Annotated in this window: 25 protein-coding genes; 20 read left to right on the top strand and 5 right to left on the bottom strand. The window is 41.5% G+C overall.

Features of this window, described 5'->3' with window-relative positions; genetic code table 11:
• Positions 1-79: 79 nt before the first annotated feature.
• The 5 genes from lon to ACI882_RS10980 all read left to right on the top strand — a co-directional run bounded on the left by lon (position 80) and on the right by ACI882_RS10980 (position 5,741).
• The gene (lon, locus tag ACI882_RS11000) at positions 80-2,503 is read left to right on the top strand and encodes an endopeptidase La (RefSeq protein ID WP_411748477.1); all 2,424 of its coding nucleotides are present in this window, start codon (positions 80-82) and stop codon (positions 2,501-2,503) included.
• 159 nt (positions 2,504-2,662) lie between these two features.
• Entirely contained in the window at positions 2,663-2,935 is a 273-nt protein-coding gene (locus tag ACI882_RS10995; RefSeq protein WP_216001651.1) for an HU family DNA-binding protein, read from the top strand.
• A 114-nt stretch (positions 2,936-3,049) separates the two neighbouring features.
• On the top strand, positions 3,050-4,876 hold the full coding sequence (locus ACI882_RS10990; protein WP_411745591.1) for a SurA N-terminal domain-containing protein: 1,827 nt from the start codon (positions 3,050-3,052) through the stop codon (positions 4,874-4,876).
• Positions 4,877-4,941: 65 nt separating this feature from the next.
• Positions 4,942-5,175, top strand: coding sequence for a hypothetical protein (locus tag ACI882_RS10985; RefSeq protein WP_411745592.1), 234 nt, complete (start codon positions 4,942-4,944; stop codon positions 5,173-5,175).
• A 5-nt stretch (positions 5,176-5,180) separates the two neighbouring features.
• A complete protein-coding gene (locus tag ACI882_RS10980) occupies positions 5,181-5,741 on the top strand; it encodes a KdsC family phosphatase (RefSeq protein WP_411745593.1) in 561 nt (186 codons plus the stop codon).
• A 240-nt stretch (positions 5,742-5,981) separates the two neighbouring features.
• Here ACI882_RS10980 and kdsA read toward each other — a convergent pair whose 3' ends face one another.
• The gene (gene kdsA / locus ACI882_RS10975; RefSeq protein WP_411745594.1) at positions 5,982-6,827 is read right to left on the bottom strand and encodes a 3-deoxy-8-phosphooctulonate synthase; all 846 of its coding nucleotides are present in this window, start codon (positions 6,825-6,827) and stop codon (positions 5,982-5,984) included.
• Positions 6,828-6,891: 64 nt separating this feature from the next.
• On the opposite strand from kdsA, the gene dinG reads away from it, so the two are divergent.
• Positions 6,892-9,021 carry an ATP-dependent DNA helicase DinG gene (dinG, locus tag ACI882_RS10970; protein WP_411746923.1) on the top strand — a complete coding sequence of 710 codons (2,130 nt, stop codon included), beginning with the start codon at positions 6,892-6,894 and terminating at the stop codon, positions 9,019-9,021.
• 57 nt (positions 9,022-9,078) lie between these two features.
• On the opposite strand, the gene ACI882_RS10965 is transcribed toward dinG, so the two are convergent.
• Both ACI882_RS10965 and ACI882_RS10960 read right to left on the bottom strand, forming a co-directional pair.
• Positions 9,079-10,131 carry an agmatine/peptidylarginine deiminase gene (locus ACI882_RS10965; protein WP_411743260.1) on the bottom strand — a complete coding sequence of 351 codons (1,053 nt, stop codon included), beginning with the start codon at positions 10,129-10,131 and terminating at the stop codon, positions 9,079-9,081.
• 18 nt (positions 10,132-10,149) lie between these two features.
• Positions 10,150-10,698, bottom strand: coding sequence for a PilZ domain-containing protein (locus tag ACI882_RS10960; protein ID WP_411743259.1), 549 nt, complete (start codon positions 10,696-10,698; stop codon positions 10,150-10,152).
• Between the two features lie 92 nt (positions 10,699-10,790).
• Here ACI882_RS10960 and ACI882_RS10955 point away from each other — a divergent pair, with 92 nt between their 5' ends.
• The 9 genes from ACI882_RS10955 (at position 10,791) to murB (ending at position 19,207) form a co-directional block, all read left to right on the top strand.
• Complete coding sequence (locus tag ACI882_RS10955) at positions 10,791-12,035, top strand: lipoprotein-releasing ABC transporter permease subunit (protein ID WP_411743258.1); 1,245 nt, start codon at positions 10,791-10,793, stop codon at positions 12,033-12,035.
• On the top strand, positions 12,025-12,711 hold the full coding sequence (locus tag ACI882_RS10950; protein ID WP_411743257.1) for an ABC transporter ATP-binding protein: 687 nt from the start codon (positions 12,025-12,027) through the stop codon (positions 12,709-12,711). The genes ACI882_RS10955 and ACI882_RS10950 overlap by 11 nt, the downstream gene beginning before the upstream one ends.
• A gap of 29 nt (positions 12,712-12,740) precedes the next feature.
• Positions 12,741-14,936: a ComEC/Rec2 family competence protein gene (locus ACI882_RS10945; protein ID WP_411743256.1), complete on the top strand. Its 2,196-nt coding sequence runs from the start codon at positions 12,741-12,743 to the stop codon at positions 14,934-14,936.
• Positions 14,937-14,999: 63 nt separating this feature from the next.
• Positions 15,000-15,620: a MotA/TolQ/ExbB proton channel family protein gene (locus ACI882_RS10940; RefSeq protein ID WP_411743255.1), complete on the top strand. Its 621-nt coding sequence runs from the start codon at positions 15,000-15,002 to the stop codon at positions 15,618-15,620.
• On the top strand, positions 15,617-16,036 hold the full coding sequence (locus tag ACI882_RS10935) for an ExbD/TolR family protein (protein ID WP_411743254.1): 420 nt from the start codon (positions 15,617-15,619) through the stop codon (positions 16,034-16,036). The genes ACI882_RS10940 and ACI882_RS10935 overlap by 4 nt, the downstream gene beginning before the upstream one ends.
• A gap of 20 nt (positions 16,037-16,056) precedes the next feature.
• A complete protein-coding gene (gene lpxK / locus ACI882_RS10930; RefSeq protein WP_411743253.1) occupies positions 16,057-17,028 on the top strand; it encodes a tetraacyldisaccharide 4'-kinase in 972 nt (323 codons plus the stop codon).
• Positions 17,000-17,749, top strand: a complete 750-nt coding sequence (gene kdsB / locus ACI882_RS10925) for a 3-deoxy-manno-octulosonate cytidylyltransferase (protein ID WP_411743252.1) — start codon at positions 17,000-17,002, stop codon at positions 17,747-17,749. Before lpxK ends, kdsB begins: the two co-directional genes overlap by 29 nt.
• Entirely contained in the window at positions 17,746-18,204 is a 459-nt protein-coding gene (locus ACI882_RS10920) for a low molecular weight protein-tyrosine-phosphatase (protein ID WP_411743251.1), read from the top strand. Before kdsB ends, ACI882_RS10920 begins: the two co-directional genes overlap by 4 nt.
• Positions 18,197-19,207, top strand: a complete 1,011-nt coding sequence (gene murB, locus ACI882_RS10915; protein WP_411743250.1) for a UDP-N-acetylmuramate dehydrogenase — start codon at positions 18,197-18,199, stop codon at positions 19,205-19,207. The genes ACI882_RS10920 and murB overlap by 8 nt, the downstream gene beginning before the upstream one ends.
• Here murB and ACI882_RS10910 read toward each other — a convergent pair.
• On the bottom strand, positions 19,204-19,875 hold the full coding sequence (locus ACI882_RS10910; protein WP_411743249.1) for an RES family NAD+ phosphorylase: 672 nt from the start codon (positions 19,873-19,875) through the stop codon (positions 19,204-19,206). The genes murB and ACI882_RS10910 overlap by 4 nt on opposite strands.
• Positions 19,859-20,302 carry a hypothetical protein gene (locus ACI882_RS10905; protein WP_411743248.1) on the bottom strand — a complete coding sequence of 148 codons (444 nt, stop codon included), beginning with the start codon at positions 20,300-20,302 and terminating at the stop codon, positions 19,859-19,861. The genes ACI882_RS10910 and ACI882_RS10905 overlap by 17 nt, the downstream gene beginning before the upstream one ends.
• 316 nt (positions 20,303-20,618) lie before the next feature.
• Between ACI882_RS10905 and ACI882_RS10900 the strand changes: the two genes are divergently transcribed.
• From ACI882_RS10900 to ACI882_RS10880, 5 genes are all read left to right on the top strand, one after another.
• Complete coding sequence (locus tag ACI882_RS10900) at positions 20,619-20,828, top strand: cold-shock protein (protein WP_411743247.1); 210 nt, start codon at positions 20,619-20,621, stop codon at positions 20,826-20,828.
• A gap of 365 nt (positions 20,829-21,193) precedes the next feature.
• Positions 21,194-21,871, top strand: a complete 678-nt coding sequence (locus ACI882_RS10895) for a transglutaminase-like domain-containing protein (RefSeq protein ID WP_411743246.1) — start codon at positions 21,194-21,196, stop codon at positions 21,869-21,871.
• A gap of 65 nt (positions 21,872-21,936) precedes the next feature.
• Complete coding sequence (locus ACI882_RS10890) at positions 21,937-22,425, top strand: DUF523 domain-containing protein (protein WP_411743245.1); 489 nt, start codon at positions 21,937-21,939, stop codon at positions 22,423-22,425.
• Positions 22,426-22,472: 47 nt separating this feature from the next.
• Positions 22,473-23,060: a uracil-DNA glycosylase family protein gene (locus ACI882_RS10885; RefSeq protein WP_411743244.1), complete on the top strand. Its 588-nt coding sequence runs from the start codon at positions 22,473-22,475 to the stop codon at positions 23,058-23,060.
• A gap of 49 nt (positions 23,061-23,109) precedes the next feature.
• Positions 23,110-23,544, top strand: a complete 435-nt coding sequence (locus ACI882_RS10880; protein WP_411743243.1) for a YtoQ family protein — start codon at positions 23,110-23,112, stop codon at positions 23,542-23,544.
• The last annotated feature ends 276 nt before the right edge of the window (positions 23,545-23,820 follow it).

Here is a 23,820-nt window from a genome sequence, read left to right as displayed (position 1 = left end):
CGTTTTTTTTATTCTAAGCTATTGATATATTTAGGTTTGCCGCAATACAGTGGTGGACTAGTAACTGTTTGAGGTTTACATGGCGCACGAAGACGTACAGCTTTCAGATACAACGGAGCTTCCATTATTGCCATTACGCGATGTTGTCGTGTACCCGCATATGGTCATTCCATTGTTTGTGGGCCGCCAAAAGTCGATTGAAGCATTGCAAGTAGCAATGGATACCGACAAGAAAATTCTATTAGTGGCCCAGAAAAACGCAAAAGACGACGATCCCCTAAATGCCGATCTATACGAAATTGGCACGCTGGCAACCGTGTTGCAGCTATTAAGGCTTCCTGATGGCACGGTGAAAGTTTTGGTCGAAGGCCAGCATCGTGTATCCATCAGCAATATCGATGATAATGGTGCCTATTTGTCGGCTAAAGCCGATAGCATCGAAACTAACGCCTTATCAGATCGAGAACAAGAATCTTTGGTTCGTATTTTACTTGCTCAGTTTGATAAATATGTACAGCTAAGCAAAAAAGTACCCACAGAAGTCTCAACTTCTTTGAACAACATTGAAGAGCCTGGTCGCTTAGCCGATACCATCGCTTCGCATTTGTCGCTAAAAGTTGATGAGAAGCAAAAAGTTTTAGAGGTCGCTTCTGAGCGGGCTCGCATCGAACATTTGTTATCGTTGCTCGAAGCTGAAATAGACTTGCTAGAAGTAGAAAAGCGTATTCGCGGTCGCGTTAAGAAGCAGATGGAAAAATCTCAGCGCGAGTACTATCTCAATGAGCAAATCAAAGCCATTCAAAAAGAATTGGGCGACTTAGATGAAAGTAACGCCAATGAAGTTGAAGATCTGACCCGCAAAATTGACGAGTCAGGTATGCCTAAAGAAGCAAAAGACAAAACATTAAGCGAATTAAACAAGCTTAAAATGATGTCGCCGATGTCTGCAGAAGCTTCCGTTGTGCGTAACTATCTAGATTGGATGCTGGGTGTACCTTGGTCTAAGCGTTCACGTGTCCGTCACGATTTAAGCAAGGCAAAAGAGGTACTTGAGTCCGATCATTACGGACTAGAAGAAGTAAAAGAACGAATATTAGAATACCTAGCCGTGCAGCAGCGCGTTAAAAAGGTTAAAGGCCCTGTTTTGTGCCTTGTCGGCCCACCGGGTGTTGGAAAAACATCATTGGGGCAGTCAATTGCTAAAGCAACCAACCGTAAATATGTTCGCATGGCATTAGGTGGCGTACGTGATGAATCTGAGATTCGTGGTCATCGCCGCACTTATATCGGCTCAATGCCGGGTAAAGTCGTTCAGAAATTGAGTAAAGCGGGTGTAAAAAATCCTTTATTCTTACTAGACGAAATCGACAAGATGGGGATGGATCATCGCGGTGATCCTGCTTCGGCTTTGTTAGAAGTATTAGACCCAGAGCAAAACCATACGTTTAACGACCATTATTTAGAAGTTGATTACGACTTATCTGATGTCATGTTCGTCTGTACTTCGAACAGTATGAATATTCCTGGCCCATTGTTAGACCGGATGGAAGTTATCCGTATTCCTGGTTACACAGAAGATGAAAAGCTTAATATTGCAAAGCGTTACTTATTGCCTAAGCAAGTAGAAGCCAATGGACTAAAAGAAAATGAACTTGAAGTATCCGATGAAGCCATTCTGGGGCTGATTCGGCACTACACTCGTGAAGCAGGGGTGCGTGGTTTAGAACGTGAATTAGCGAAAATATGTCGTAAAGTAGTCATGGAAAACTTATTGGATAAGAAAAAGTCGAAATCGAGCATCACGTTAGAGACTTTAGAGCCTTATTCAGGAGTTATAAAATTCAAATACGGGATGGCTGATAAGGAAAATCAGATCGGTATGGTAACCGGATTAGCCTGGACTTCAGTCGGTGGAGAGCTTCTAAACCTGGAAGCAAGTGCAGTTTCAGGTAAAGGTGTCGTACTAAGAACCGGTTCTTTAGGTGATGTTATGAAAGAATCGATCCAAGCAGCAATGACTGTAGTACGTTCTCGCGCTCAAGTTTTGGGTATCTTACCAAACTTTCATGAAACTCAAGACATCCATATACACGTCCCAGAGGGCGCAACACCAAAAGATGGGCCTTCTGCTGGGGTTGGCATGTGTACAGCCCTCGTATCAGTGTTAACACGCATTCCTGTGCGTGCAGATGTTGCAATGACGGGTGAGATTGCTTTACGCGGACAAGTATTGCCTATTGGCGGTTTGAAAGAAAAACTATTAGCTGCGCATCGGGGTGGTATTACCACGGTAATAATTCCTGAAGAAAACGTTCGCGATTTGAAGGAAATACCTGATAACATTAAGAACGAATTAGACATCAGACCGGTATCGTGGATTGATCAAGTTTTAGACATTGCGTTAGAGTCTAAACCCAAACCATTGACCGATGATGAGGTTGCAACGGCAATTTCTAAGCAAAAAGCCAAAAACCACCCCGAAACCAGTATAAGTACGCACTAAGCGGCTTGACTTTAGTTTTTGCGGACTGGTATAAATTGACGTTGGTTTTAGTGCAATGTTACAAAAAACATTTACAAAGGGTTAGTACGACTAAAAATAGAAATATTTTTAGTCTATTAATCACTTTGATATTAATAAAACAAAGTAAAGGGGAATAGTGTGAATAAGTCTGAATTAATTGATGCAGTTGCTGCGTCTGCGGATCTTTCAAAAGCTGCTGCTGGTCGTGCGTTAGATGCGATGGTTGAATCAATCACTGGCGCGTTGAAAGAAGGTGATCAAGTTGTCTTGGTTGGTTTTGGTACATTTTCTGTGAAAGAGCGTGCTGCACGTACTGGCCGTAACCCACAAACAGGGGACCCAATCCAAATTGCTGCTGCAACAGTACCTAGCTTCAAAGCGGGTAAAGCATTAAAAGACGCAGTTAACTAAGTTTGTTCGGCGAGCACAGTGCTCGCCATTCCAAATTATTGGATAGCAGCGTATCGCGAGATACGCTTTTTTTTGTTTATTTACTTCAAGCTTCAGAGCCAGGTTGGAAATTAAATGCTCGATACCTTTCGTAACTCCGCAAAGGGAACTCCCGGTAAAATTATTGTCGGTCTCATTGTAATCACTTTTGTATTGTTCGGTGCCGAATCGATAATGTCGATCGCAGGCAATTCATCTCCTGCAACTGTTAATGGGCAAGATATTTCAGAATACGACTATCAAATTCTGCTCAATCGTCGTCAGCAAGAATTGGCGCAAGAATATGGCGCAGAAGCGGCATTACAGCTTAGCAACTCACCCTTTTTACGTAACGAAGTTGTTAATAGTTTAGTAAATGAAGCGGTTCAGTCTCAATTGGCAGTAGAGATGGGATTTGAAATATCAGAGCAGCAAATACTTGAGTCAATAGCAAATGTTGCGGCCTTCCAAGTTAATGGCGTATTTGATCAAAACACTTATTTACGTGTACTTTCTAGTGCAGGGTATACTCACCAGACCTTCGTTGCTGGTGAGAAAAAGAAAAATGCATTAAGCCAATTGCAGGCTGGTATATTTGGCAGTGCCTTCAATATTAAAAAGTCAGTTCAGACTTTGGCTCAATTAGATAGTCAGCAGCGCGATGTTGCATACTTGGCTTTCAACGCTGCAGATTTTGAAGCAGATGTACAAGTTTCTGATGAAGAAATTCAGGCTTACTACGATGAAAACAGTAGCCAGTTTATGAGTGAAGAAAAGGTTAAATTGTCTTACCTTGTTATTTCTAAGGAAGAAATTGCTGAGCAAGCTATCGTTACCGAAGAAGACTTACAAACAGCGTATGAGTCTTATATTACTTCGGTTAGTACCAGTTCAGAACGTGAAATATCTCACATTTTAATTACCAGCCAAGAAGATAATACAGCAGCAGCGCAAAAAGCATTAGATAGACTGAATGCCGGTGAAGACTTTGCTGTTTTAGCGAAAGAGCTTTCAGAAGATCCAGGCAGTGCAGAGTTTGGTGGATCATTAGGTAAACTAGTTGAAGGTGTGTATGTTGCAGAGTTTAACACCGCCGCCGCAGAGCTTACTGAAGTAGGGCAAATATCTGGTTTAGTCGAAACTCAATATGGAACTCATATTATCCGCTTAGATTCTATTAATAAGCAGGAAGCTGTTCCTTTCGAACTAAAGCAAGCAGATTTAGAAGTTGATATTCGTGATAGAAAAGCTCGTGATGAACTTATTATAATCGAGACTCAATTAGCGGATGAAGCATACGCAACTGACAGCATTAACGATGTTGCAGAAGCATTCTTTGTCGAGGTTCAAGCAACAGATTGGTTGACACGTTCAACAATGAATCCATTGATGGCAGACAGTGCATTTCAAGCAGTGGCATTCTCTGAGCAAGTTATTAACGACGGTGTGAACAGCGACGTTGCTAAAATGGCAAACGGTGACTTAGTTGTCGTTCAAAAGAGGGATTACTTACCTGAGCAAGTAGAACCACTTAATGATGTGAAAAGCTTTATTGTTGCAAATTTAACAACTGAAAAATCTATTGAGTTAATGACCGCAGCGGTAGAAAAAACGGCTGTAAACGGTGCTGATATTACACAATGGACACTGGCCGAAGGTATTACCCGTACAGAGTCTACGTTACCTGCTGATGTAGTGAAGACAGCTTTTGCGTTGCCTAAACCAACTAGCGTTAGTGTTGGGTCAAGCAATTTAGATACTCAGGCTTATGCGGTAGCGGTTACTAAAGTGAATGATGTTTCTGTCGAAGAGTCAGACTTAAGCAATGCACAAGCATGGTTAAACCAAATGTCGAGCAACAGTCAATATCAGATTGTGTTCAATAGTGCTCGTTTGTCAGCTGATATTAAAATTCGTCAGTAGATAGCATTAACATCTTCTGTTTATAAAAGGCTGCGAATGCAGCCTTTTTCATTGGAGGTCAGTCAATGTCCGAACAAACTGAAAAGTTAAATCAAATACTTAAAGAAAACCTAATCAACACCGAAGAGTTTGCGAATTGTATGGGTATTAGTGAAGTGCATGCGATAGCCTATTGTCAGGGCTCTAAAAAACTCACATCTAGTTTACAACGCCAAATAGAGCAAACATTCAGTAAGCCTGCCAATTGGTTAAACTCAGAAACAAATTCAAATGGCCCTAATTTCGATTTATTTGGATAAACGCTATGCAGTCATTAGAAACTTTGGAACAAAAATTAAGTAACACAAAGCTAGTTGTATTCGATGTTGATGGTGTCTTAACAAATGGACAACTTTATTATTCAGAATCGGGTGAAACAACTAAAGTGTTTCATGTTCGAGATGGTGTCGGGTTAAAGCTTTTGAGTGATATGGGTATTGCAGTGGCGATTGTTACCGCTAAAAACTCTGTAATGGTTGCCAAAAGAATGCAGGAGCTTGGTATTCGTCATTATTATGCAGGCATCAAAGACAAAAAAGAAACGGTCACAAAACTAGCAAAATCTCTGTCAATTTCCTTAGCCCAAACGGTTTTTGTTGGCGATGACATGGTGGATGTGCCAGCCATGTTAGCTGTAGGTGTGTCTATGTGTCCTAACGATGCTTACGAGTATGTTAGCAAAGGTGTCGACCATGTTGTTCCAGTTGGCGGCGGTATGGGTGTTGCTCGGTATGTTTGCGATTTGATTCTAAAGTCACAAAATGTCTATCAAAAAGCTTATGAAAGAAGCATGAAAAAAGAGTTTGAGCGTAATAGACAATCGTAACTCTTCTAAAACTCAAAAAAACCACCTTTAAATTCGTTGGTTTTTATTTATAGCTCCACTGCTGTCCCATAAATACCTTAGTGAATACGCGAGGTTCAGCGGCCCATTGCTTGAAATTTCGGTCGCCGTAAACCCTTCCATGGGGGCTTGATTGAAACATCCATGTTTCAAACACCCGAATTCCAAGCAATGGACCGCTTCTCAACTATGGGACAGCAGTGATCTAGCTCAAGTTAGAAATTATCCAGTGACTATTTCTGGTAATGATTTAACAACATCATCAACAGCCTTCATTTGCTCTAAGAACGGCTTTAACATATCTAAGGGTAGTGCCGATGGACCATCGCACATTGCTTTAGATGGGTCAGGGTGAGCTTCCAAAAATAAACCTGCTATTTTCTGAGAAATGCCTGCTCTTGCTAAGTCGGTAACTTGGCCTCGACGTCCATCAGCTGAGTCCAAGCGTCCGCCTGGCTTTTGCAATGAATGAGTCACATCAAAAATAACCGGGAAGCCCGTTTCTTTCATGATGCCAAAACCCAGCATGTCTACAACTAAGTTGTTATACCCAAAACTGCTGCCGCGTTCACATAAAATTAGCTTGTCATTACCTGCTTCTTGGAACTTATTAAGTATATGTTGCATTTCATGAGGCGCTAAAAACTGTGCTTTTTTAATGTTGATAATGGCTTTGGTTTTTGCCATTGCCGCGACTAAATCAGTCTGGCGAGATAAAAATGCGGGCAACTGAATAATGTCAGCTACTTCAGCTGCAGGCTCAGCTTGGTAGGGCTCATGAATATCTGTAATAATGGGGACATTGTAGGTTTCTTTAACCTCTTGAAGAATTTTTAGACCTTCTTCTAACCCAGGACCACGAAAACTATTGATAGAGCTGCGGTTTGCTTTATCAAAGCTGGCTTTAAAAACGTAAGGTATATTTAACGCTTCGGTCACTTTAACGTAAGATTCTGCAGCACGTAGCGCTAAATCGCGACTTTCGAGAACATTGATTCCACCAAATAGGGTAAAAGGTTTATCATTGCCACAGGCTATATCACCAATTGAAACGACTCGTTGTTGCATCAAATATTCCTCTTAATTAGAAAGTAGGCTATTGTAGCCGCCTTCTCATCGAAACCAAATTTAAATGTTATCTGATACCGTAAAAACGACCATTCAATCCGCATATTCACACTATCTTGACGCTAGAGAACTAAAATCTCGATACGGACAAAAACATATGCTGGCCCAAATTGCCCGCAGTTTGTCGCGTATGCAAGTAGATGACGAAGGCAAAAAGATTGGCGAAGCGCCCATCGCAGTAATTGAAGCGGGTACCGGTACGGGTAAGACTGTTGGATACGCATTAAGCGCTATCCCAATGGCTCAGGCGTTCAATAAAAAATTGGTTATTGCAACTGCCACGGTTGCTCTGCAAGAACAGGTCGTTAATAAAGATATCCCCGATATCATTAAAAACACCAATCTCACCTTTAAAGCTGTTTTGGCGAAAGGTCGAGGTCGATATTTATGTACCCATAAACTAGAGCAGCTAATACAGTTTTACAGCGGTACGGTGGTCGCCATGTCGCTTTTTGAAGAAACAATGGCTGCCGATGAGGCCACTTTAAATATCTATAATGAGTTGATGACTGATTTCGGGCGGGGCGAGTGGAGTGGAGATAGGGATCAATTAGCTGAGAAAGTCGATGATAAACTCTGGCAGACTTTAACGTCAACTCATCGTGAATGCCTTAACAGGCGTTGCCCTCACTTCCAAAATTGTCCGTTTTTTGAAGCCAGAAATGAACTGGAAGAAGCGAATGTCATTATTGCAAACCACGATTTAGTAATGGCCGATTTATCACTGGGTGGAGGCGCTATTTTACCGGCCCCAGAAGATACTATTTACGTATTCGATGAAGGTCATCACTTACCAGATAAAGCTTTAATGCATTTTGCCAGCCAGTTAACGGCAAAGTATATGCTCAATCAATTTGAACAATGGAAGAAGCAAATACCTAAGTTACGCCTTGAACTAGCTTATGGCGAAAAATCTGAATATTTAATGGATCAAGTTGTTGATAATTTGAATGCATCTCAACAGCACTTGTCGTTTGCTTGGCAGGCGTTGCAGCCTTGGTACCATAGGTTAGATGGCGACAACAACACCTTAACTTTGTTGCAACCTGAACAAATTGAAGAGTTTTCTGCCATATTGGAACCCTTGCATCAGCCTTTCACTCAATTGTTTTTAGCGATAATTGCCTTAGACGAAAGCGTTCGTAAGCGGCTCTCTTCTGCTCAAGACATTGAAGAGAAAGACCATTTACAAAATGCACTGCCAGTTATTGGCCGTTGGTTGCAACGTATGGAACCCGCGAAGGGGTTAGTGACAAACTGGTTACAAGAAGATTCACCCGATTATGCGCCCATGGCTCGATGGATTGAGCGAGTCGATACGCCAGAATCACAAGACCTAATTTTAAACACTAGTCCCGTTTCGGCTAACCATGTATTAAGGAGTTACTTGTGGAATCGGTGCAGTGCGGCCATCGTCACTTCAGCGACGCTCACCATTGAAGGAAAGTTTGATCGTTTCTTGAATCAAGCCGGTCTCAAACACGATTCTGATGTGCTTCGCGTGGACAGTCCTTTTGATTACCAACAAGCTGTAATCGCAAAAATACCTGCTTTTGCTGTCGATGCGGCCAAAAAATCCGAGCATACCACTTCCTTAATTGAGCTGATTGAAAATAATTTGCCAGAAGAAACGGGTAATTTAGTGCTATTTTCATCTCGTGCTCAAATGTACGAGACCTATGAAGGTTTAAGCCAAAAGTGGCAAGCTATTGTGACCTTGCAGGACGATTTGCCGAAATCTATGTTAATTGGTCACCACAAAGACAGAATGGAAGGCGGTGCGGGTTCGACGCTGTTTGGTTTAGCGAGCTTGGCAGAAGGAGTTGATTTACCGGGTAACTACTTAACTCACCTTGTAATAGCAAAGTTGCCATTTGGAACGCCCGATGACCCGATTACGGCTACTCTTTCTCAATGGCTTGAACAAAAGCGGTTAAATCCGTTCCAATTAGTTACCTTGCCTTCGGCTATTATCCGGTTAGTGCAAGCATGTGGACGATTAGTCAGAAATGAGAATGACACAGGTACTATCTGGTTTATGGATCGCCGAATTGTCGAAAAGCGCTATGGCAAAAGTGTCATACGGTCGTTACCCAATTATAAATGGGAAATAGAAGCACCGAAACGCTCATAAACATTTATAAAAGCCCGCTTTTTAACTATGGGACAGCAGTGATAAAAGCCTAGTTATCTAGGCTCTTACGAAAGGGTAGTCAAAATTCACCGTGTGTTGGGTAAGTTGCATACTAATGCAATGTATTGACCCGTGTTCTTCAATTAGCGGGCGAGCATCGATGCTCACGACTCGGTGGCTCGGAAACGCTAATTGAACTTTTTCAACGGCTAAAATATCGGCGCTATCTGCATAACTAGGAACAATGACCAAGTCATTAGTAATTAGAAAGTTAGCATAGGTGGCGGGTAGGCGATGACCATCTTCTGCATATATTGCTTTAGGGAAGGGCAACTCAATTAAATGGTATGGTTCGCCTTGCTCATTGCGAAAACTAGCTAGCTGCTGGTGCATCGCATTTAACGATGTGAAATGAACATCAGTTTCGTCTTGGCAACCTTGGAAAATTATCTGATTGTTTGGCCCAAAGCGAGCTAAGGTGTCAATGTGTGCGTCTGTGTCATCACCGTCAAGCTCACCTTCAGATAGCCATAAAACTCGTTTAACGCCTAAGCTTTCTTTCAAATAGCTCTCGATGTTAGCTTTGTTCGCCTGAGGATTACGGTTCTTATTTAGCAAGCATTGTTCAGTTGTCAGTAGGGTGCCGAATTCATCAACTTCTAGGCTACCTCCTTCCAAGACCCAAGTAGATGATTCCATTGGAACCGTGAATACGCCTTGGTCTGACATGTACTGATTTAATTGGTTATCTAAAGCATGCTCGAATTTATTACCCCAGCCATTAAACTGGAAGTTAAGTAACTGGCTGGTTTCACCCGTTTGAATAGAAATTGGACCATGGTCGCGAGCCCAGGTGTCATTGCTCTCACACGCTACGAAATAACAACGACTTAAATTTGTACCTGCGTCCGCGAGTTTACGCGCCAGAACAGTGATATCGACACTGGGATGCAGTTGAACCAGACATGCCTGGTGGTGGGAAATAACCGCAACAAGATCTATATAAGTATTTTCAACTTGGTTTAAAGTTAGCTGCCAAGCACTTTCACGGTGCGGCCAAGTGAGCAAAATAGCATCTTGGGGATGCCATTCAGGTAAAAATCGAATCATTAATGAGGCCTATGGTGTTTAGGTTTGTCGCGCTTGGGCGGTTTGAATTTTAAACAAATGCTGCATCAATGTGGTGTTTTCAGCTTCTGTTAACGACTCAAAGGTTAGATGTATTTGAGTTAGGTTTTCTGTTGGAGTTAATTCTACAATGCGAGCTGTGGGAAAAAAAGTAAAATAATGGCTGCTTTGTATCACTGCGAGTGCCACTCTATCACCAACGGCAACGCTTTGGTCGGATACCAAAGAGCAGCCGCCTTCACCAATATTGATTGTTTGAGTTTTTAACTTAAATTGCTGTATTTTTTCAATTTCTTGGGCTTTTAGTGTTAAATCTATTTTCTTCTGAAGTAGCTTCAAGGTTTTTTGCACCGCTAAATCTTTAATGCGATCGCTCAGCAGTGCGATTTCAGCATCAAGTTTTACGGCTTCGGACATTATGGAGTAGGTGTTTAGCTCTGGAAAGCACTCTGCACCATTAACCACTTCGGCAGTGACTGGCTTTAGTTGTACAATGGCGTTCATGTCAACACGAAATGAATCACGTCGTTCTTGGGTATTATTTGGCATATTGGACCCGTTGTCATTGTTATGTAAAATGAATCTAATTATGCCAGTGTAGTCAATATAGTGGCGTCTTGCCGTAAATAATGGATAACAGTATGTTTCAAAGCTTACCGCTGTATATAGGTTTGCGCTATATTCGAGCTAAACGTCGAAATCATTTCATTTCATTTATCTCAGCTGTTTCAATGATAGGGCTAACCTTAGGGGTTGCGGTACTTATTATTGTCTTATCTGTTATGAATGGATTCGATCGTGAATTGCGAACCCGCATACTAGGGATGGTACCGCACGCGACTATTTCAAAAGTAGGGGAGATGACTAATTCTGACGAAGTGCGATCAATAGTACTAGAGCACCCAAGGGTCTTAGGGGCGTCTGCCTATGTGCAAACCCAAGGCATGATAGTAGGCAGTAGACAAACCAAGGGCGCCATTTTAAGTGGCGTTAACCCCGATACAATATCTTCTGTATCAATTTTACCGAATCATTTACTGGATGGTGATATTAGCGATCTCGTAGAAGGTGAATTTAATGTCATTCTTGGCGATATCCTCGCCCGTTCAATTGGCGCTTATGTCGGTGATAAAATCACTGTAATTGTTCCGCAACTATCAGTGAATATTGCGGGTATTCAACCGCGCTTTAAACGCTTTAATGTGACTGGTGTTTTTAAAGTCGGAGCAGAGGTTGATCAAACGTTAGCCGTGTTTAATTTAAATGATCTAGGAAAGGTACTTCAGTACGGAGATGCAGTAGATGGTGTTCAGTTAAAAGTAGACGATCTTTTTATGGCGAGAACCATTGCCAAAGAAGCAGGCCAAACAATTGAAGGCTTTTACAGCGTTTCCGATTGGACAGCTACGCAAGGTAACTTGTTTCAAGCCATTCAAATGGAAAAAAGAATGGTTGGTTTGTTGTTGTTTATGGTCATTGCCGTTGCAGGCTTTAACATTGTCTCTAGCTTGGTCATGTTAGTCACCGATAAACAAGGTGAAATTGCCGTACTAAGAACCTTAGGTGCAACACGTGGACAAGTGATGGGTATTTTTATTGTTCAAGGGACCGTAATTGGTGCACTGGGTATCCTTGTAGGGACATTGTTAGGTGTTTTAGGTGCGTTGACCATTGCTGATATTATTTCTGGCATTGAGAGCTTCTTTAATATCGAATTTTTAAACGCCAATGTTTATTTCATCAGCGATATACCCTCTCAATTACAATGGGCTGATATCTATACCGTATCGATCAGTGCATTTGTTATTGCTGTTTTGGCTACAATTTATCCCGCGTGGCGAGCTTCACGTATTTCACCAGCGGAGGTGTTACGTTATGAATCCTAATTCAGTTTTATCCTGTCAATCGGTCTCCCGATCTTTTAAGTTGGGGCACGAATCAATAGATGTATTAAAAGATATTTCTTTTGATATCTCAGTAGGTGAAATGGCCAGTATTGTCGGCACCAGCGGTTCTGGTAAAACAACGCTATTAAATTTACTGGCTGGATTAGATGAACCAACAGTAGGTGATGTGTTGATGGCCGGCCAAAACCTGGCCAAGCTGGCCGATAAAGATAGAGCAAGAGCACGCAACAAACACATGGGTTTTGTTTTTCAGTTTCATCATTTATTGCCTGAGTTCTCAGCGCTCGATAACGTTATTATGCCTTGTCGTATTGTCGGGAAAGTCACTGATGAATCTATTGAATACGGTAAGTCGTTGTTGAGCAGTGTGGGCTTAGGAGACAGAATGCGCCATCGGCCAGGTGAGCTATCTGGAGGAGAACGGCAACGCGTGGCTATCGCGCGAGCGTTGATCAATAAGCCTGCAGTTGTCCTCATGGACGAGCCTACCGGCAACCTCGATGAAGACAGTTCAGAACAAGCTCAAAAGCTTATAGAATCATTGAATTATCAGTTTAAATCGAGTTTTGTAATTGTGACCCACAACCAAGACTGGGCAAACCATATACCGATACAATTTAAATTATCGAAAGGGCACTTAGAAAAAGTATCCTAGTTTAAATCAACACGCTAAGGTGAACATGGATGTTTGCATTTGCTGGCCTGTTGTTAGTGCCCTGGTTATGGTTTGCTTGGGGCATTAACATTGCTTTTAGTTATATCGTTTTAGTGTCGCTATTCGCAGCGCCTTTTCTTTATTGGCGCTTCTTGTTTGTATTGCTCATTGGCTTGCTTGTACTGGGTTATCTTGAATTTCAAACTCGACATACATTGCCTTTTTCTCTACAACACCAACTTTTCCCGCTGACTATTTGTGCTGATCCGTTATTTAAGCAATACGATGATGTTCTGTTAGGTACGGCATTAGTAACTGATCAGCCCAGTTCACTTAATTTGCGAGCAGTATCTGCAGCACTGCCGAACAAATTTAATTTAGAAAACACTCCAGGTTTGTGTTTAACAGGCGTGTTTCGAGTTAAGCAACCCTTTGGTACCTTATTACCAAAGCAATTCAATGTTGATCAATACTACTTTTCCCAACAAATAGACGCCAAAGTCACTTTGGTTTCTTTGAATAGTTCATTTCCGAAAAACACCCTGATATTCGAACTTTACGGCTCTGTTGCAGATTATTTTCAACATCTGACCCATCGGCAGCTCTGGGCAGCGCTGGTATTGGGCTGGTCTTCAGGCATGAGTAGTGAATTGAAAGCTTTGCTTGCTAAAAACCAATTAGCTCACATGTTTGTTGTGAGTGGGTTCCATATCGGTTTGATTGCGTTGATGGTGAACATAATTTTTTATGGCATCGCCATGGTGCTTGCGCCTATCTACCGTTTAAATATCGCACTTCGCTACAGTGCGGTATTAATAGTCACTTCTTTTTATGTTGGTTTTATTGGTTGGCCTATCCCTGCATTACGAGCTTTGATAATGGCTGGGGTGCCCTTGTTGAGCATTCTGCTTCGGTTAAAACTGCACCCCTATAAATCTATCTTAATCTCTGCGTTGGTTGTTTTACTTTGTTTTCCTGAGACCTGGTTAAGTATCGGTAATTGGCTTAGCTTTGGTTCCGTATTAATGATAGTAATGGCCTATCGATGGCAATTTTTTTCAAGACTTTCGAAGATTGCGGCAGTGCTGGCCTTTCAACTTCTAATGAGTTTATTGTCACTGTTTTGGAGCTATTTCTATGGACTTTCGTTTAACGTTTTAGGTTTTGTGATCAACTTGATCGCCAGTCCGGTGATTACATTTATAATTTTTCCTCTAGCACTACTTGTAATTCTATTGCCTAATCCATTAGTCGCTCTATTCGAATGGGTTGCGCGATATTGTTTAACCCTAATTGAACTCACCGCGCAATTGGGTGTTGAAGGCAATGTTTCATTGGTGTTGGTTGTTTTATGTACAGGCGTGTTGGTGTTATTTTTAATGTGGCTTCCTCAGCGAAGGGTTCTATTTGGTTGGGTTTTTGTGTTTGTATTTTTTGGTACAAGTTCGTGGTATTTAGACCGACCAGATTCACCCTTATTGCAGAAGAACGAGCTGTATATCCGGTTGTTTGACGTAGGCCATGGCATTTCAGCCCTGATTAAAACCCAAGATAAAGCATATTTATACGATACCGGGGGCAAAATAGGGAAGGTAGAGAGTATTTATGGGCGAAAACTATCAGGTTTAGTACCTGACCTGTCTGCACTTATTGTGTCTCACTCCGATTCAGATCACTCGGCCGGTGCTGCAGAGGTGGTCAGCCAGTTTCCAAAAGCCATAGTGTATGCCGGCCAGCCTGAACTTTTAACGACACCTGCTATAAATTGCCATTCCAATTCAATTGATTCTGACTTTATGTTTTTTATCCCTATTCCCAGAACACTACAACTGAACGACAATGACAATTCTTGTATTTTGGTGTTACGAAATGAGCAGTTTTCGATGATATTCACCGGCGATGCCAGTCGAAAGTTAGAATACTACTTATTACAAACTTACCCCGAGCTATTCCCATTTGACATTGTTGTATTGGGCCACCATGGCAGTGACTCAAGCAGCTCGGGTCAGTGGTTAAACCTTAATAAAGATGCCTTGTTTGTCAACAGTGGGGCGGATATAGCTCGTGGTCATTGGCCATCAAAACGGATTACACAGTGGTTTAAGCAGCAAGAGCTCGCGCTAGAAAATACCGCAAAGCGAGGCACAATAGACATTTTTGTGACACAAGTAGATATTCGCCTAAAATCTTACGAATCGGCCTTTAGAAAACGCCTTATTTATTGATTTTTATACTTTTTTTGAAATTTCCTATGGTAAAGTAGGCGCACTTTAAAGGAGATATTCATTGTGTTTGAAATTATAAAGGCCGGCGGGTTATTAATGCTGCCGATTTTGCTAAGTTCGGTTATTGCCATGGCTATAATTGTTGAACGTTACTGGACGTTAAGAGTTTCAAAGGTTCGTCCTAAAGACCAGTTACCTCAGGTTTGGATGTGGATCAAAAATCATGAATTAGACTCATCTAAAATAAAAGAGCTCGCACAAAGCAGTTTATTTGGATTCGTTTTAGCCGCGGGTCTACGCACTTCTAAGCATGGCCGTGAAGCCATGAAAGACGCGATCCAAGAAGCAGGTAATCACGCAGCGCATGAAATGGAAAAGTTTCTCAGCACCTTAGGCACCATCGCGGCTATTTCGCCTTTAATGGGTTTGCTCGGTACAGTATTGGGGATGGTCGATGTGTTCTCAGATATCATGCTTCAAGGTACGGGTAATACAGCTGTTTTGGCTGGCGGTATTTCAAAGGCCCTCATTACAACTGCTGCTGGGCTCTCAGTAGCGATACCCGCTGTTGCTTTTCATCGTTCGTTAACGCGCAAGGTCGATGAGTTATTAGTCTTAATGGAGCAAGACAGTACTAAATTAGTAGATGCCATACATTCAGAAACAGCGAAAGACAAAAAATGAGATTTAGACGATCACGACAAGAAGAGGTAACGGTTAACTTAACACCCTTGATTGATGTGGTGTTTTTGTTATTGATCTTCTTCATGGTTACTACAACCTTTACGCGTGAAACTCAGTTGCAAATAACGCTTCCCGACAGCCAGTCTGAAGCTGCGGCTGAAAACTCAAGCCTAATTGAAGTGTTAGTTGACCGCACAGGTACTTATGCAGTCAACGGCCAAGTACTAATAAAGCACGATATCGAATCGTTAAAACAAGCGCTTAAAACGGTTTCAGATGGAGATGTTGATAGAGCCATTGTGATCACTGCCGATGCACAAGCACCTCATCAAGCCTTTATTCATGCGTTAGATGCTGTAGCTCAGCAGGGCTTTAATAAAGTTAGCATTACCACGCAAGCGCAAAGTAGTGAATAAATACCTAAAAGGGTGGCATTATGGAATTTTGGTATCGTAAAAAATTACCATGGTACACCTTTTTCTTACTACCGTTTTCTATACTCGTGCGTATTATTACGGAAAAAAAACGACAACGAAGAAGACTTGAAGGCTATTCAGTCCCTGTCTTAATTGTGGGCAATATAACCGTAGGCGGCACGGGTAAAACCCCGATGATTCAATATATTGCCAAGCTTTGTGGTCAAAATGACCTCAGAATAGGTATTGTCAGTCGTGGTTATGGCGGCAAAAGTAATGAATACCCCTTAATTGTAACTGCAGAGACTTTAGCTCTGGCTTGTGGTGATGAACCCAAGCTGCTTTGTAATAGCTTGAAGGTGCCTGTTGTCGTCGCACCCGACCGACATGCTGCAGTCAATCATCTTATTGAACATTTTGACGTCGATATTATTGTTAGTGATGATGGTTTGCAGCATTATAATATGGCACGTGACATCGAGTTGGTCATGCTGGATGGCGAGCGAGGATTAGGAAATGGCAACTTATTGCCAGCAGGTCCACTTAGGGAAACTGCGACACGCTTGAGTGATGTAAACTTTATTGTCAGTAAGGGCGTCTCGAACACAGAAGTAACAGTTAATGCGCAAACCACTCTACAGGTTCAACCACCTAAAAACGTACACAATCAAACCTTACTAAAAACCGATGAGATTGAGTTAGTGACAGCAATAGGCTACGGTAAAAGCTTCTTGAACTCGATCGAGCAATTAGGTTATCAAGTAACAAAATCAACCTTTTTAACAGACCATGCGGTTATCCCACCTACATCGTTGAGTGGTAATTTGCCAATTGTAATCACCGAAAAGGACGCAGTGAAACTAGATTTAACTCGATACCCTAATGTTTATGTCGCACCTTTAGAGTTTAGGTTACCTCAAAAATTCGATGAGCAATTGCTCACGCTGATTCGAGAAAAGATCAATGAAAAAAGCAGTCATTATTCCAGCTAGATTTAGCTCAACACGTTTGCCAGGCAAACCGTTGAAAGACATTCTTGGTAAACCCATGATTGTGCGTGTGTGTGAATCGGTGCAGGGTGATCATGTCGATATTGTGGCTGTTGCAACCGATGATGTTCGTATTGCCGAGGTCGTAACTGCTTATGGTTTTCAGGCAATTATGACACGGTCAGATCATATTTGCGGAACCGATCGCTTACAAGAGGCGGCTAATAAACTCGGACTCGAAGCTGAAGATATCGTCATAAATTTACAAGGTGACGAGCCATTAATGCCGACTGAAAATTTAATGCAAGTTAGTGACTTGCTTGAACATAATCCGAGTATGGCGGTTTCAACCTTGTATGAAGAAATCAGTGTTGAGCAAGGGCTAGATAACCCAAATATGGTTAAGCTCGTTCAAAGTTATTCAAATGAGGTGTTATATTTCTCGCGCGCGAACATCCCCTTTGATCGTGACAATCAAAGAAATCCTAGTGAAAAATTAAAGCGCCATGTAGGGATTTATGCGTATCGTAAATCTGCTCTAGATGCATTTGTGAGTTATCCTGAAAGTAGTTTGGAATCGTTAGAAAAACTTGAACAGCTGCGATTTTTAGAGAACGGACATAAAATTATTGCCCAAAAAGCACTAGTCAATATTCCGATTGGCGTAGATACACAAGAAGACCTTGAGAATGTTATCTCAATTTTTAGAGACTTAGCTTCATGAAAAAACTTCTATTTGTCTGTCTTGGGAATATCTGCCGTTCCCCCACCGCTCATGGCATGATGGCACATGAGAATGAACAGAGAAACCTTGGTTTGTTGATAGATTCTGCGGGGACAGCTAATTATCATATTGGTAAACTACCCGATAGCCGAACCTTGGCTGCGGCATTAAATCGCGGCCTTGATTTTAGTGATCAACGTGCAAGACAAGTCAGCATTGAAGATTTTTATAATTTTGATTACATCTTTGCAATGGACCGTAACAACTTAGCAGATCTTAAGGCAATGCAGCCAAGCGACAGCATTGCTCAGCTTGAGCTTTATCTAGAGTTTGCTGGCTTAGCTGTACCTGAGGTACCTGACCCTTATTATGGCGCAGGTGACGGGTTTGAGAAGGTGCTGGATTTATGTGTACAAGCCACTAAAAATATTGCCAGTAAAATAGCTCATGATTAAATTAGAACCAAATAAAGACTTATCTTTATGCTCGACATTAGCCTGCCCATCAACAGCTCAGTGTTATTTTGAACTCAGCTATAAAGATGACATACCTTTTGTCGTTGCCTCTACAAAAGAATTAGGATTACCACTTCTGGTGTTAGGTGGCGGTAGTAATTTGGTTTTGACACCCAAAATAAATAGTGTTGTTGTTCGTAATACTATTAAAGGGATTGAACAATTATCTAAAACTGATAAGAACGTTACATTGCGTGTAGGTGCAGGTGAAAACTGGCATAAGTTTGTAACCTGGTGTGTGGCGCAAAACTATTCCGGGTTAGAAAATTTAGCATTGATACCCGGTACAATGGGTGCTGCGCCAGTGCAAAATATTGGTGCTTATGGTGTCGAAATTGCCACCCTGGTCACACAGGTCAATGCTTACGATTTAGTAGAAGAAAAGTTTATTTGTATACCAAACGAAGAGTGTCAATTTCGATATAGAGACAGCTTATTCAAAGACCATGAAGGGCGTTATGTAATCACCTCGGTAGAGCTAAAACTGAACCGCGAGCTGAAGCCTAACCTAAGCTACGGTCCTTTAAAAATACTTGAACAAAATGAACATTTAACAGTTAAACATATTTATGAAGCTGTGATCGCCATTCGGACTGAAAAACTACCCGACCCTAAGGTTATTCCTAATGCGGGTAGTTTCTTTAAAAACCCGATTTTATCTACTGCTCAGTTTAAGGGTGTCTTGGAATTATTTCCCGATCTTGTTCATTACCCAGCGGGTGATCAGGTTAAGCTAGCGGCAGGTTGGTTAATAGATCAAGCAGGATTAAAAGGGCGAGTTAATGACCAAGGTGTTGGTTGCTATGAAAAACAAGCTTTAGTTGTCGTGAACCCGAAGCGCGCAAATGGCGACGCAATACTCGACTGGGCCGAAACGGTTAAACAGCGGGTGTTTGAGCATTTTGGTGTGCACTTAGAGATGGAACCACGTATTTGGCGTTAAATTTTCTTTAAATCACCTAATTTAGCGTAGCTTTCGAAGTTTTGGCCATTAAATATGAGTGTGTAATGTGCCGATTGTTTTACCGGAGTAGAGGCGACAGGGCGTAACAGTGCCAAGCATTCACTGCCGGAGTTGCGAACGGACCGATACATAATTCCATAGGCCTTATTTTTATAAGCTATATCTGCAAATGCTATAGATTTTTGGTAATCATCTCGGTGGTGTAATGATTCATCATTTCGAACGTCGAGTAAGTCTTCTACTATTCTGCCGGTATAACTGCGCACAACTGCGCTGACTTCATCGGTCCAGCCATGCTCTTGCCAAAACCTAGCTGTATGGAAAGACCATTCAATAATGGCTGTTTCAATGTTCTTTGAGCAATAGTAGGCGCCTCGTTCATCGCTACTAAATCGACCACGTCTTGGGTAACAGAACGAAGCCATTAGCGCACCCCAACCATCTCCATGGTGAAAGTCTTCAACCTCGATGTAGCTCGACCAGTTAAAAAGCCTATCATTAGTGCTGGACTCGACTTGTGCCAACAAAAAAGCATCGTGATCATTGGTATCAAAGACGTTTTTAGGCGGAAAACGTGAATGAACGACCCGAAAATGCTGCCACATTGGGCGACAGAGTGGGGTGCTAGTACTAGCCTCGCTTTGCATCAAAATAACGCCTCACATTGTAGAGTGCTGCCATAGAACCGTGCTCCAGCAAGTAGCTCTTAACAGATAGCCCTCGAAAGATATTGGCGGATGCAGGTTTATTAAAAAAATGTGCTAAAGCGCTAGGTGCATCGGGAATGCTTAACTTCATGGCTTTATAAATGCCTATAAGTAGTGAGAAGCGTTCCATAACATCACGACTTATCGACACACCTTGATGTGCTTCGGCTTTTTTAACGAGTTCAAACCAAGTTCGTCGCTTTATACCACCTAGCAGATCTAAAGTTTCATCGACATTTAGCTCAAATTGCACCATGGCGACATTTTTCATCCATCGAATGCTAGCTGCGGCGTGTTCACTACTAAGCTCAGCTACACTGGGTGTTGAATAATACTTTGAAGAAGGTTGTTGAGCAAAATCACCCATAGTAGTTACCTCTTAAGCAAATTTTAATTAGTGTAGTTCAAATGACGCAATAGTGCAAAACCGCATGCCTTTGATCCAAGGGTGCCTATGTGCATTTCCGGCTCCGTTGTGATCATTTAATTGAAATAAATCGTTGACATAAATAATAATCTCTATAAAGTGATCGCCAGTTAGAAAAGAACGTCTATTGTTTATCGGCTCCACTTCGTTGTTTATTGTTAAATTACGTCCTGTAGTGCAAATAAGTCAGTAGGAGATTCGTTTTTACTAAAAAAACGCTCTCTAGAGCAAAATTAATTAATACAGGATATATATCATGTCTAACAAAACTACTGGTACCGTTAAATGGTTCAACGAAACTAAAGGCTTTGGCTTCATCGAGCAAGAGTCTGGCCCTGACGTTTTCGCACATTTCTCTGCAATTGAAGGTTCTGGCTTCAAGACTTTGGCTGAAGGCCAAAAAGTTGAGTTCGTAGTAACTCAAGGTCAGAAAGGACCTCAAGCTGAAAACATCATGGCTATCTAATTGCCAAGTTGTTAAAGAGAGGCTGCCATTAGGTGGCCTTTTTTGTGCCTGTTACTTTTATATCTACAAAATGGAATTTCCTACCCGAAAAAACACAATAAACTTTATGACCTGTCATGTGATCTCGAAACTATAGACAATCTCTGGGGTTAAACGTTATTCTTTATAAACTGACAGCTAAAGGAGCGGTTTAGTCTGAATTGCTGCATGCTACTGGACCGACCATTGTTGCTTAATCTATGCGTCAAATTAAACGAAGGTTTGGAATGGGCATGGAAATATATATTTTTGTCCGCTATCGGATTGCATAGCTATTAGTGGCTTCAAATTTGGTTTTTCTATCATTAATTGGTTAGGCGATGACTATGAATATCAATAAATACCTTACACCAACGGAATTTATTGATTCTGGCAATTCAACCATCATTGAATATGCTGAGCAGTTCATTGGTGAAGAGCACGACCAAGGCAAACAAGCGATAAAGCTCTATTATGCGGTGCGTGACAATATTCGTTACGACCCGTATCGAATTAGGTTTACAGCAATTGATTTAAAAGCCAGTTCGATTCTTAACCAAGGATACGGTTACTGTGTTACAAAAGCCTTATTACTAGTAGCCCTCGGGCGCTCAGTTGGAATACCCTCTCGTTTAGGTTTTGCCGATGTTAGAAATCACTTGAGTTCTGAAAAATTAAAACAAATCATGCAGTCCGACATATTTTTTTGGCATGGATATACAGAGTTTTACCTGAATAACAAATGGGTAAAATCGACACCTGCTTTTAATAAATCCCTGTGTGATAAGGCTGGCATTAAGCCACTGGAGTTTGACGGTAGAACTGACTCAATTTTTCATGAGTTTGATCAAGCAGGCAATAAACATATGGAATATATTAAGGTTCGCGGCGAATTTGATGATCTACCGCTACGAGAAATAATCCTGACTTATAAGAAACAATATCCAGCACTTGCAAAAGCTATAACTCAGTCCCCTGAGGTTGTGTTAGAAGGCAGCTTTGAAAATGATGCATCCTCTGATTAGATTCTATATATGTATCCTTTAAAGTTATTTGTATGAGGGTTGGTTTCTTAGACCATGGAAATAAAATGGAAAAAGTTTTAGTAAGTGCGTGTCTATTAGGAAAAGAGGTTCGCTATGATGGTGGTTCATTGCAATCTGATTCGAGTGTATTGAAACAGTGGTTAAATGAGGGGAGGGTGGTTTCAACATGCCCAGAGTTTGATAGCGGAATGACCATTCCTAGAGCGCCTGCAGAAATTTCTAAAGGAGACGGCTTAGGTGTTTGGAATAGTATTTCGCAAGTCAAAGACATCACAGGCAAGGACGTTACAGGTTATTTTGTTAAGGGTGCACAGATTGCGTTAGAGCTTTGCAAGCTGCACAATCTAAAGGTAGCTGTGCTTGCAGAAGGCAGCCCTTCATGTGGAAGTTCAAAAATTTACGATGGAAGCTTTACTGGAAAAACAATAGAAGGTGTAGGTGTAACCACTGCACTTTTGAGAGAGCACGGAATAAAAGTATTTAGTCAGCATGATTTAGAGCAAGCAAACCAAGCTTTGGTCAAAAATACATAAAATTAAGGCCAAATCGCTCGCCAAACTCTGCTAAACGGGGAGGGGTTATGAGTTCTTTTGAATTGTTGCTTAACCGTGTGCGTGCATGCGAGCTTTGCAAGCAAAGTCTACCACTTGGTCCGCGACCCATTATTCAGTTAGCACCTGACTCTCGAATATTAATTGCTGGTCAAGCACCCGGACGAAAAGTACATGAATCGGGCATTCCTTTTGATGATGTTAGTGGTAATCGGCTGCGTAGTTGGTTAGGCATAACAAGTGACGAATTCTACAACCCATCTAAAATAGCTATTTTGCCAATAGGGTTTTGTTTTCCGGGTACCGGTCCATCTGGTGATTTACCGCCTAGTCCTGAATGTGCTCCAGCATGGCGAGAACAATTACTCGCGCAATTACCTTCTTTAGAGTTCATTGTTGTTATTGGCAGATATGCCTTAGATTATCACCTTCCCAATACTAATCGTTCAGTTACAGAGCATGTCAAATCTTGGGAAGAATACTGGCCAAAAATCGTACCCCTACCGCATCCTAGCCCTAGGAATAACCGCTGGCTAACACGAAACCCCTGGTTTGAGGCAGATGTTTTGCCAAGGCTGAAATCTAGAGTTCGTAATACGCTAGAGAAAAAACAGTGAATTATGCGTATAGTTGTTTATGAATCCTTTTCGAAATTTTGGAACGATCATGAGTTTAAATATTTACTTATCTGGTGAAATACATACAGATTGGCGCGAGCAAATTATTTCAGGCTGTGAAGGTAGCGGCTTTCATTTCACATCAGCAGTGACCAATCATGAAGCCAGTGATGCCGCAGGTGATTTATTAGGTAAAGAAGAAAAAAGCTTTTGGCGTGATCATAAGTCTGCCAAAGTTAATGCTATTCGAACAAAAACCTTTGTTGAGCAATGCGATATCGCCATTATTAGGTTTGGTGATAAATACAAACAATGGAACGCTGCATTTGATGCAGGGTATTGCGCCGCATTAGGTACTCCCTACATTACTCTACATAGCGAAGATGTTATCCATCCTTTAAAAGAAGTTGATGCAGCTGCGCTTGCCTGGGCAACAACTCCTGAACAGGTAGTAGAAATTCTGAAATATGTAGTGAGTGACTAGTAGTCAATTGAAATTTAATGGTGGGTAACCCCCCTTTTTAAATCAGATTTCATAACTGGTTTAATTTTCATTGTTTAATTAAATTGAGGTTCCTTTGAAGTTTTTGTTGCTTTTTACCTTAGTGCCCACAGTGCTCCTTGTTGGCTGCGTAAACCTTAAACAAGGTCAAGCCTCTAAAACGATGAAATACAATTTACATACCTATCAATGTGAAAGTGGGGAGGTAGTTTCGGCAGTATATCCTTTGGCTGATAAAGCGGCCGTGAAATATAAAGG

It is taken from the genome of Reinekea sp. (genome assembly GCF_046710285.1).
Lineage (GTDB): Bacteria > Pseudomonadota > Gammaproteobacteria > Pseudomonadales > Natronospirillaceae > Reinekea.
Note: the sequence above shows the minus strand (reverse complement) of the source record. Positions and strands in the feature narration are given on the sequence as shown.